This window comes from Pediococcus argentinicus, assembly GCF_001437605.1.
GTDB lineage: Bacteria > Bacillota > Bacilli > Lactobacillales > Lactobacillaceae > Pediococcus > Pediococcus argentinicus.
In genome coordinates, this window is the sequence record NZ_JQCQ01000003.1 from 78,306 (window position 1) to 86,295 (window position 7,990).

Below are 7,990 nucleotides of genomic sequence, written 5' to 3' on the forward strand. Positions count from 1 at the left end.
GAATTCCAATAGCATTGATAATACTCAAGTTAATAGATAAGCGTTATATCAAACGCCACTAACAATATGAGAACTCAAAGGTTCAGATTAATTTCTGTTCCTTTGCGTTTTTTTATTTATAATAGTGTTGACTCTCACGTTACGTTACCCTCTATAGTAATAAATTGAAAGGAGGTCATAATATGTATTCAATTAAACAAATAGCGGATTTATCCGGCGTTAGTATCCGGACACTAAGATATTACGATGAAATTGGATTATTGAAACCCAATGATTTATCTGAAGCGGGATACCGAGAATATACGGATAAAGAAATCGATAGGTTGCAGTTAATCTTATTTTATCGAGAACTTGATTTACCACTAAAACAAATTAAATTGTTGATGGATGGATATCAGGATGAGATGGAAATTCTGTCTCAACAACGTAATCAACTAGTTGAAAAGGAGCAAAGACTTCGTCGATTAATTCAAACAATTGATAAGACAATTACTGCAAAAGAGGAGGGAACAGTGATGGAGAATAAAGAAAAGTTTGAAAGCTTTAAACAAAAACAATTAGCAGAAAATGAAAAAAATCATGGCCAAGAAATCCGTGAAAAATATGGTGAAGATGTAGTTCAAGCATCTAATCAAAAATGGAGTGGTTTATCTGAAGAACAGTTCAAGCAAATGCAGAATCTAGAAACCAAGCTATTTGCAGACCTGAAAGAGTATATGAATAACGGCCAAAAAGACACAGATTTAGCTCAGGAGATTTTTGAGACTCACCGAGAATGGTTGAAAGTAACATGGCCTAAATATTCAGCTAAAGCACATCGTGGATTAGGCCAGCTTTATATAAGTGACCCTCGATTTGAATCTTATTATGATAATGCAGTCCAAACAGGAGCGGCTAAGGTTCTTAATGAGATTATCCAGGACTATGCGAAATAAGAAAAAGATGGAAAATTATTTTCCATCTTTTTTTAATCATCATGATTATTATTATTTTTACGTTGTTGTTCTTGTCTTGCACGTCGTTGCTGTTGATTTAAGTACTGTTGTTGATTGTGCTTGTTATTTTTATGTGAACCCGAACGATTCATGATAGTAGCAGCAAAGCGTTGCACGTTTCCGGCTACTTCGGGATCTGCACCTTTCTTCTCCAATTGCTCACGAAGTAGTTCCGAAATGGCTTTGCGCATGTCGTCACGCCAGTCAGGATTACTATTACGTTGTTTAGAATATTCTGAACGAATTTCACTCTGCTTTTTACGAAAATCCCGTAACTCGGAAGAAGATAGATTGAAGTAGTCTTTTTGTTGAGTAGACGACATTTCAGTAACGTTCTCAACTTCAGAATGATCTGAACTGGTTGTAAAGAATGCTAGAACTGGAACTGCCAGATAAAAAATCAAAGCCCAGTTTGGCTGGAAATAGGCCAGAATAATGACGGCAACGCTAATTCCGCCATAAAAATTATTATGATTACCGTATACCTTTTGCATAATCCGCTTAATATCTTTTTGGTCTGTGTACTTTTTCTTAATCACAAAATTGCTAACGGTGGCGAAAAGAAGACTAACAATCATACTGAGAATACCGTACGCCATGACCGTCCAGCGGTTGGTATCGAAAGTTATCATCTTAGTGAAGATGGGCGTTAATGATAAGAATGCGAGAAAGATGAATTCAAAAATAAAAATTCGATCATCAATTTCATCAGCATCGTTAAATAAAACTGAATGCTGATACCACATACTAGCTACGAAGAGGAAACTGATGAAAAATATTCCAATACTTCTGCCAAATTGTAAATATTCATCGATTGAATTATGAGTTGGAATTGGTAACTCCAGTACCATAATCGTGATAATAATCGCGATGACGGCATCACTGAACATATCTAAACGTTCTTTTAACTTGTCCATTATACTTGCTCTCTAACTTAATATATTTATAGATAATTATAGACCTAAATTAGAATAAACAAACAAAAAATCACGGAATCTAAGTCCGTGATTTTTAAATGCTATTTAATTAAGAAGGCAATTGACTGATAAGGACTTAATTTAACTTCATTATTAAGTTCAATTAAGTTAGCTGAGTCGTTATTAATTAACACTTCAGCATCTTTCCCTAATAGATCGGCAGGAATATCAACTGATGTTTCTTTGCCATAGAAATTATTTAAAACAAGAAGCTTCTGTCCGTCTTTTTCACGTAGATATCCGAAGACTTGTTTATGGTCTAACTGGAATGGTTTGTAGTCACCTTCAGAAATGATCAAGTATTCTTTGCGCAACTTAATCAATTCTTGGTAGTAGTCGAATATTTCTTGACTGACGGCCGAATCAGCAACGTTAACTTCTTTTTGATTAGTTGAAGTTAACCATGGCTTAACTTTTGAGAAGCCAGCATATTCACTGTCGTCCCATTGCATAGGCGTTCGACTATTATCACGTGATTTAGACTTGATAATCTCAAAGGCTTCTTTTGGACTAGTTCCGTTTTCTACTAGAATCTTGTATGCGTTAGTAGTTTCAATATCGACATATTGGTCTAAATTAGTGTAATCAGGATCACTCATTCCGATTTCTTCACCTTGGTAGATGTACGGCGTTCCGCGTAACAAATGAATTGTTGTTGCCAACATTTCAGCTGAACGAGCACGATAATGTTCTGGATCGCCGAAACGGTTAATTGCACGAGGTTGATCGTGGTTATTCCAGAATAGGGCGTTCCAACCACCACCATCGCTCATACCGACTTGCCACTCGTTCAGAGTTTTCTTAAGCAATGCGAAGTCGAATGGGAACTTAGTCCATTTTTCACCATCTTTATAATCAACTTTCAAATGGTGGAAAGTGAAGACCATTGATAGCTCTTCATTACCGGGCTTGGTGTATTCGATACTATTAGGAATTGTTGTGGATGACATTTCACCAACGGTAATGGAATCATCATCTTGTCCGAAACTAGCTTGATTCATTTCATGTAAGTATTTTTGAACGATTGGTTTGTCAGTGTACATGTATTTTGGGTCTGTTCCGGCTGGTGAGCTTTGAAGATCTTCATCTTTACCAGTGACGTTAATAACATCGAAGCGGAATCCGTGAACTCCTTTTTCACGCCAGAAATTAATTACTTTATACAACTCTTGCCGTACTTCTGGGTTGTGCCAATTCAAATCAGCTTGGCGTCGTTCATATAGATGGAGATAGTACTTTCCAGTGTCGCCAAATTTAGCCCAAGCATTGCCACCAAATTTTGAATCCCAGTTATTTGGTAAACTTCCATCTGGTTTAGGATCTCTAATATAGTAGTAATCTTGATAATGTTTATCACCTGCGAGAGCTTTTTGGAACCATTCATGGTCGGTAGAAGTATGGTTTAAAACCATATCCAGCATGACACCAATATGATGTTCTTTTAACTTAGCAACCATCTCATCAAAGTCAGCCATTGTACCAAAACGTGGATCAATCTTATAGTAGTCGGCGATATCATAACCATTATCATATTGCGGTGATACGAAGAATGGGTTAAACCAGATCATATCAATGTTCAATGAAGCAATGTAAGGAATCTTTTCGATGATGCCTCGTAAATCACCGATTCCATCATTGTTACTGTCATAAAATGATTTAGGATAAATTTGATAAATTACTTTGTCTTTAAAACTCATAATTAATGCTCCTTTTTTATTTTTTTACGGCGGGCAAAATCGGCAAAACTGAATTTGTCAGCACGGTGAATTGACTCTGTAAATTGGAAAAGGGTGGTGTCTGCCAGATACGTTTCACTGCGAACAACTACGACATCTTTATCAAATGGTAAATCGAGCAGTTGTTGTTCTTGATGGCTAGGAGATTCAACAGTAATCGTTTTGGTAGCGTAACTGATTTCTAAACCTAACGTATCCTCGAAGTAGCTGTAGAGTGAATCGCTAGCAACATTCATAGGAACTTCATCGATGACATCTTTGACGATGTAATCACGATCGATAACGACAGGTTCACCGTTTACAACCCGAAGTCGTTCAATGAATGTAGCTGGAATATCAGTTGCACTTTCAAAGTTAAATAACTGGGTTGGTACAATGCTGTCTTCGAGTTTTAGAACCCTAGTTTCAGCTCGCATATTTTGGGTCTGGTTTAGTTCCTTAAAGGAAGTAATTCCTGAAACTGGAAATACGAACCGTGACAAATCGAGGACGATTGAACCCTTTCCTTGGATCTTTTGGATGAATCCCTGCTCTAGTAATGCAGAGAGTGCTTTTCGAATGGTTTCACGTGAAGTGTTGTACAAATCGCACAGCTGGTTTTCACTGGGCAAAAAGGTACCAGTTGGATAAACACCGTGAATGATTTTATTAGCTATATCAAGCTGAATCACGTCATACTTACTTTTCAAAGCTGATTTCACATCCTTTCTATAAAACGCTTTCATTTTATCATATTCAAACTAGTATATACAAGTTGAAATACAAGTTTTATTAAAAGGATTTACCTATTTCTTGTAGACCCTGCTTGTTTGAAAAATCTAAAAAAGTTTAAAAAGAGTAGTTGACAACTTGTCTATACAAGATGTATTATTTATTTGTTAAATATGAAAGCGTTATCATTACTTAACTTTCAAAAGTAATGATCGAGGAGGGAATTCTTATGGCAAAACAACTATCAATCGTTGCTCCCGTGTCTGGGACAGTAATGAATATTGATCAAGTTAGCGATTCTGTCTTTTCACAAAAGCTAATGGGTGAAGGAATTGGAATTGAGCCAACTGATGGGAAGATCGTTGCTCCTGTTACTGGTAAAGTAACTCTAGTAGCTGAAACTAAACATGCTATTGGTTTTAAAACTGCCGATGGTGCGGAAGTATTGATGCATTTAGGTATTGATACGGTCGAATTAAACGGCGCTCCATTTGAAATTGATGCTAAACCTGATATTGAGGTTCAAGCGGGAGATTCAATTGGAACAATGGATTTAGATGCAATCAAGAAAGCTGGCAAGGGTGTAACAGTTATGGTGGCAGTTACAAATACTGCTGACGTACTTGATTCTATCGAAGTTAAAGCTGGCGAACATGCAGCTGGTGAAGAAGCTGCAGTTGTTACTCTTAAAAAAGTTAAAGAACCAGTTGAAGCTGATGATCCAAATGAAGGTAAATATGATAAATTAGCTCGCCAAATCGTTCAGGATGTTGGTGGAGCAGATAATACAAATAGTTTGATTCACTGTATCACGCGTCTTCGCTTCTACTTGAAAGATAAAGTAAAGCAGATGACGAAAAGATTAAGAATCTTGATGGCGTTATCGACGTTATGCATGCTCAAGGTCAATATCAAGTTGTTATTGGTACTGAAGTTGGAGATGTTTACGACGCAGCTATCAAACAATTAGGTCCTGATTTTGCAGATGACGATGCTACTGCTCGTGCCGTTGCTGAAACAAAAGCAGCTGCTGGTCCAGACAATCGTACTGCATGGCAAAAGACTCAAGATGGCTTTAACAACTTTATCGGTGTTATTACCGGTTCAATGAGTCCAGTTATTGGAGCATTGGCTGCTGCAGGTATCTTAAAGGGATTGCTATCAATCTTAACAATGCCTGCGTTAGGTGAGTTAATCAGTCCTAAGAGTACATTGTTCATCATTTTAAATGCGATGGGCGATTCAGTATTCTTCTTCCTACCTATCATGGTTGGTTACTCTGCAGCTAAACGAATTGGTGGAGATCCAATTATCGCTGCTGTAATAGGTGGTGTGTTGGTTCACCCAACATTGACACCATTAGTTGGTAAATCACTTGGAGCATTGGGCGGATTTAATTTCCAAATGGTTCAATATTCATATTCAATTTTCCCAATGATCTTAGCTGCTTGGATGGCCTTCAAGTGTGAAAACTGGTTGAAGAAACACTTACCAAGTTACTTAACAATGATCTTTGTTCCATTCTTTACCGTTTTAGTAGTTAGTGCAATTACTCTATATGTTACAGGTCCTGTTATTATTAGTATTTCTAAATGGCTTGCTATGGGTATCGCATGGATCTTGGTCAAGAGTGGCTGGGTTTCAGGATTACTTCTTGGTGGTTTCTACCAGATCTTGGTTATCTTTGGTTTACATTGGGGTGTTGTTCCTCTTGTTGCCAACGATATCGCAACTACTGGACACAGTTACCTTAACGCCATCTTATGTCAAACAATGATTTCTCAAGGTGCAGCCGTATTAGCAGTTGCAATCAAGAGTCGTAAAGAGAATCTTAAGAGTTTATCATTCGCCGCAGCAATTTCAGCATTCTGTGGTGTTACAGAACCCGCTATCTATGGTATTAACCTTCGTTTCAGAAAAGTGTTTATTTCTGGTTTGATCGGTTCTGCTGTCGGTGGTTTCATTACTGGATTATTCCATGGTAATATGTTCGGATTTGCTGGTTCATGGATTGGATTTGCATCATTCTTCAATCCAAAGAACCCTTCAGACTTGAGTAACTTCTGGATCTTCTTAGCTTCATCAATCGCTTCAACAGTAATCGGTTTCGCAGTCGCATACTTCTGGGGCTACAACGACGAAATGAAGAAGGGTGGAGAAGTTGAGAAACCTTTGAAACCAGGTCAGGCAAAAGCATAAAAGAGAGTGAAAAATAAGACGGGTTGATTCTGAGCATAGCATAGGAAATCGAATGATTCGCACTTGGAATCGTTTGGTTTTCGTAGCTAGGCGCAGGAATCAGTCTTGTTTTTCCGATTTAGGATATTAAAGTTAATGAATTAAAGAATCTGGGGATTTCATTTTTCCAGATTCTTTTTGTTTATCTTTAACAAAAATAGAATTTAGTGTTATAACAAACATGTAATCAATATGCGGGGAGCAATTTGAACCGAACGAGTGCGACTAATATCGTACGCCACCCACAAATTTTGGGAGGTAATATGATGGCTGAAGCAATTAAGACGGCTATGTTGGACAAACAAATGCAAGAGGTATTTGATTGGAGTGATAGTGAGACTCCATTGCGTGATGCAATGTGGGATCATGTCATGGATGACAATGGTCACGATACAATGAAGACTATTAAAGCAGCTAAAGACTGGGAATCAATGAGTGATGACCAATTGAAGAAGACTGCTGAAGAAATGTTAAAGTAGTCATTAGTTACCAAATTTAATAAGCGAAAATAAAAAACCGTAATCTTGAAAGACTTTTTGAAAGTCAGATTCAAGATTGCGGTTTTTTACATAGCGTCATTTTTAGGTTCAGGTTGAGGATAAGTTCTAACCTTAGGTGGAACATAATTTTGCATGAAATCACCAATTTCAGTTAAAGAACTAGAAAATAGTAATTTTTGACGAGCTTGATTAGTTAAAAATGATTGCTGGCTCATCTGATCGTACATGGCTTTCAATGGATCATAGTAGTGATTAACGTTGTAGAGCACACAAGGACGATCGTTATCACCAATGATAGACCATGAATATACTTCAGAGATTTCTTCTAAAGTTCCGGGACCACCGGGCAATGCAATAAATGCATCTGACATATCAAACATCATTCGTTTTCTAATCGACATGTTATCAACAATTTTCAAATCGGTGATAGTGTCTAATGCAGCACCACGACTTGCTAATTCCTTGGGCAAAATACCATATACCTTACCACCATTTTTCAGAACTTCACGAGCAATTGTACCCATTAAACCAAATTGGCCACCACCATAGACAAGGTCGCAGTCATTTTTAACTAACCAACGACCAAGATGTTTGGCTGCTTCGACATAGATGGGATTGATACCATCTGAAGCGCCGCAATATACCGCAATTCTTTTCATAATTATCACCTCAATTAATTTATTTTAACGTTTCGATATGGACTTGAACAGGTGCTTCTTTAAAAATAAAAACCAATACAAAAGAAGCTGGGAAATAACTAGCCCAAAAGAAAACAAAAAGAGACATTTTAAGGAATTTCAAAAATCCCTAAAATGTCTCTTTTACTATGTACA

Annotated in this window: 6 protein-coding genes and 1 pseudogene; 3 read left to right on the top strand and 4 right to left on the bottom strand. The window is 37.2% G+C overall.

The features are described 5' to 3' along the window. Positions 1-182: 182 nt before the first annotated feature. Positions 183-935, top strand: coding sequence for a MerR family transcriptional regulator (locus IV88_RS01480; protein ID WP_057797994.1), 753 nt, complete (start codon positions 183-185; stop codon positions 933-935). A 32-nt stretch (positions 936-967) separates the two neighbouring features. Here IV88_RS01480 and IV88_RS01485 read toward each other — a convergent pair whose 3' ends face one another. From IV88_RS01485 to treR, 3 genes are all read right to left on the bottom strand, one after another. Further along, the gene (locus tag IV88_RS01485; protein WP_083486813.1) at positions 968-1,912 is read right to left on the bottom strand and encodes a TMEM175 family protein; all 945 of its coding nucleotides are present in this window, start codon (positions 1,910-1,912) and stop codon (positions 968-970) included. A 101-nt stretch (positions 1,913-2,013) separates the two neighbouring features. Further along, positions 2,014-3,669, bottom strand: a complete 1,656-nt coding sequence (gene treC / locus IV88_RS01490) for an alpha,alpha-phosphotrehalase (RefSeq protein WP_057797996.1) — start codon at positions 3,667-3,669, stop codon at positions 2,014-2,016. Between the two features lie 2 nt (positions 3,670-3,671). After that, positions 3,672-4,397, bottom strand: a complete 726-nt coding sequence (treR, locus tag IV88_RS01495) for a trehalose operon repressor (protein WP_057797998.1) — start codon at positions 4,395-4,397, stop codon at positions 3,672-3,674. 251 nt (positions 4,398-4,648) lie between these two features. On the opposite strand from treR, the pseudogene IV88_RS01500 reads away from it, so the two are divergent. Together IV88_RS01500 and IV88_RS01505 are read left to right on the top strand one after the other, a co-directional pair. Continuing rightward, a pseudogene (locus tag IV88_RS01500) lies at positions 4,649-6,618 on the top strand (PTS sugar transporter subunit IIABC). 305 nt (positions 6,619-6,923) lie between these two features. Further along, a complete protein-coding gene (locus IV88_RS01505; RefSeq protein WP_057798000.1) occupies positions 6,924-7,136 on the top strand; it encodes a P8 family protein in 213 nt (70 codons plus the stop codon). A gap of 86 nt (positions 7,137-7,222) precedes the next feature. Here IV88_RS01505 and IV88_RS01510 read toward each other — a convergent pair whose 3' ends face one another. After that, a complete protein-coding gene (locus IV88_RS01510; protein ID WP_057798001.1) occupies positions 7,223-7,816 on the bottom strand; it encodes an LOG family protein in 594 nt (197 codons plus the stop codon). Between the last annotated feature and the right edge of the window lie 174 nt (positions 7,817-7,990).

Bases quoted from the DNA above. Each gene is read 5' to 3' on its own strand.
- IV88_RS01485 (WP_083486813.1), bottom strand. From the start codon at position 1,912: ATGGACAAGTTAAAAGAACGTTTAGATATGTTCAGTGATGCCGTCATC.
- IV88_RS01510 (WP_057798001.1), bottom strand. From the start codon at position 7,816: ATGAAAAGAATTGCGGTATATTGCGGCGCTTCAGATGGTATCAATCCC.
- IV88_RS01505 (WP_057798000.1), top strand. From the start codon at position 6,924: ATGGCTGAAGCAATTAAGACGGCTATGTTGGACAAACAAATGCAAGAG.
- IV88_RS01480 (WP_057797994.1), top strand. From the start codon at position 183: ATGTATTCAATTAAACAAATAGCGGATTTATCCGGCGTTAGTATCCGG.
- treC (WP_057797996.1), bottom strand. From the start codon at position 3,669: ATGAGTTTTAAAGACAAAGTAATTTATCAAATTTATCCTAAATCATTT.